General features: G+C 40.4%; 2 protein-coding genes. Both read left to right on the forward strand.

Going from position 1 to position 3,201, the window contains the following annotated elements; genetic code table 11:
* Positions 1–2,165, forward strand: a 2,165-nt coding sequence (locus tag ACH0AK_RS04680; protein ID WP_499796751.1) for a hypothetical protein, incomplete at its 5' end; no start/stop codon positions are given.
* A gap of 38 nt (positions 2,166–2,203) precedes the next feature.
* A partial coding sequence (locus ACH0AK_RS04685) for a MucBP domain-containing protein (protein ID WP_499796752.1) occupies positions 2,204–3,201 on the forward strand: 998 nt, incomplete at its 3' end.

Raw genomic sequence — 3,201 nt, forward strand, 5'->3', positions numbered from 1 at the left:
TCCTTCGTGATGAGCGACCAGTTCCAGAATCCACGGGTCAAGTGAGAGCAGCGAGAGACAGGTTTGAAAAAGCAAATGAGTTTTCTAACAACCGCCCAGTTCCAGAATCCACGGGTCAAGTGAGAGCAGCGAGAGACCGGTTTGAAAAAGCGAATGAGTTTTCCAACGACCGCCCAGTTCCAGAACCCACGGGACAAGTGAAAGCAGCGAGAGATCGGTTTGAAAAAGCGAATGAGTTTTCTAACGACCGCCTTGCTCCAGAATCCACGGGTCGAGTTGAAGCGATGCGAAGACAGTACGAGTCCAGAACTGGGAGAGAAACTGAAGCTAGTGTATCTAATGAAACATTACAGCAACAAAATGGCTTGGCTAACGAGACATTTCGCCAACATCGGGGCCAATTTGAAAATCCTGCTGTAAAAAGTAGTGATGGACAAAAATCGGAAGAAAGTGTTACATCCGATCAACTAGATCGTAGAAAAGAATCAAGCAACCAACCTACTGCTCTCTCTGCTGATCAAACAGGTATTGTTGATGGTAACACAAAAAAAATCCGTGAATTGTTAGCTGATAAACTCAAATTTAATCCAATAGAGAAAGAACCACCTGAAACAAACACTCAAACAGATAGTTCCAACGTGCCAGTAGAGGAATCTTCCTCAGACACTCAAAACAGCCAAATGAGAAATCAGATGAGTGAAGGTGGGGAACCGAAACCAACGAAACTGGATGAAGCGAGCATAGCCACTCGAGGAATGGATAAAAAACAGTCGGAAAACATAACTGATCCTTTAGATAAACATGGAATAGACGCTAGTAGTAGTACTCTTGGTTTAAATGAGAATGCTTCAGAAAAAACGGATAAAACTACAGAAACCGATTTTATGGATGACGATATAGAATTGCCAGAGTCAGGACCGCATACACAAAAAAAGAAAATCCACACAAAAAAAAGCCGAGCCATTCAAATCGGAAGACTTTTGTTGAACTTACTACCATTAGCATCTTGGCCGTTAATCAGTATGTGGGTAACTGGCATTTTAGGTATCGTTCCAGCTTACCTTGCTATGTATGGACTACCACTAACTCTGTTTATTTATGGTACTATTTTGACTGCCGTTTATGGGCCAAAACTCATCAACTATATTCGTAAACTTCGTTCTAGAATACAAAACTATCGCCAGTCAGAACGAAGTCGCCAGAGAAACTTAGAAGATCGAGTGATTGATCCAAAAGAAAAATCGATTCAAAGAGAAACTGCCGCTCATGAGAAAGAAACAGCAAAAACAAAACAACAGAATCACTCATCAGAAAAAGGCAGTCCTGAAAATTCAGAAAAAGACAAATCTGTAAAGGGTTATTTTAAAAGAAATTGGAAATCTCTCGCCATCATCTTTGGTGTTGGGATAGTTGTAGCAGGAATTGGTATCGCACTGACACCAGTAGTAGCACCATATATATTTGCGATAGCCACTTCAACTCCTTTATTTATGTACAAAGTAACTTCAGTTATTGCAATGGCACTTGCGGTTTCCTTTGGTGTGACTGCCTTGAGTAAAGGACTGCATGCACTACAAAGAAAGTTTTATAAAAAAGAAGATCAAACATTAGAAACCACGACACAAAAAGAAACAATCGAAAAAAATTCTTTAGAGGTAGATAAGAATTTTGATAAAGCCTATGAAACAGTGGATAAAAATGATCTTGCACCTGTTCATGATAATTCTTCAATAAAAAGTGCTGAATCGAAAGAAGATGGAATGAAAGTGGCTAATGCCGAAACGAAGTCAACGGATAAAAGTCCGTATGCATGGGTCTATGGTCAAGAGACAGAAAATAAAACCCAAAATGAATCGAATCGTTCAAGTCGGTCGAATTCCTTCAATACCCATGAAACACTTCATGTGAAAGCGGATATTCATGAGCCACCATCACAGTCAGCTCGTGAAAACCGTGCGACGAATCAATTAAGTGAAGCTGCAAGACATCGGGTGAATACTATGAAATCTGAAAGTAATCCACAGATTGCTGAACAGAATAAAGGAAACAATCGTCAGCCAGCCGTCAAAGAGGCATTTGATTCAATCAAACAAAAAGCAATTTCAAAGAGTAATAATGTCAGTGGCAAGCCCCTACTGAAAGGTCAAATATCTTTTGAAAAATAAAGAATACGGAGAGAGATCCAATGAATAAAATCAAACTAATGAGCATATTTAGCGTCATCTTATTGCTCTTGCATTTTCCAGTGAGTGTTTATGCTGCTTTTAACGATTATATGCTCGATGAAATCCATCAAGGAAAGAGCTTACGAGCATGGTTGTATGACGAAGGAGAAAACGCAATCTCTCAACAAATCATTGCTATACCACAAATAGATGGTTCTTTAGGGGTTGATGTGGGAGATAGTGTGAGTTTTCCGATTAATATTCCAACCTATGCCCTGGTAACAGATCGAGGTGGCTGGATTCCAGCACTGACGGGAGGCAAGAGTGGAAATACACCTGTACCCAATTACTTTTATACTCAGATGCATTATGGAAACGCACCTAATCTGACAGGTAATTTTAGTATAGGTGATGTGACCGCGACAAATCTTCCTTCGGGAGTGACCATTAGCAGGGTAGTTGGCCCGACTACGGGAAATCTTACAAGAGTTGATGTGACAGTTACTAGGACTCAGGTGAGTGCTACAAATGGTCATACTAACTCAATCAATCTTAACTTGAGTTCGCTTTATTTAGATACATGGGCAATTGATCCAACAACTGCTGATTTTTTTGGAAATAAACCGATTAATGTAGGGGGTATTACACTTACTAATCTTAATTTGGGCACATTGTCATTGCGAACAAAAAATTCAATCAGAGTGAGATATATCGATGAGGCAGGGAATGAACTCCGAGATCCGTTAGTGGAACAAATGGATGTTGGACAAAACTATGCGTATACACCACCAGCCATTCCGGGATATACCTATAGCAGATTATCTTCTGGAAGTGCAAGTAATTCTGGTCAGATGACAGCTGGTCCGGAAAGACTTGTTGAATTTATCTATACAAAGAATCCAACGGTAGGTGGAACGATCACAGTGAACCACGAATTTATCGGTGATCCGACTATGAACAGCAGTGAGCGATTCACAGACGTAGGAAATGTGGGCGATCGATTTGAGTTGACACCTAGAACGGAAACCGGTTGGCA

The sequence above is a fragment of the Enterococcus pernyi genome (genome assembly GCF_045371165.1).
Taxonomy (GTDB): domain Bacteria; phylum Bacillota; class Bacilli; order Lactobacillales; family Enterococcaceae; genus Enterococcus_B; species Enterococcus_B pernyi.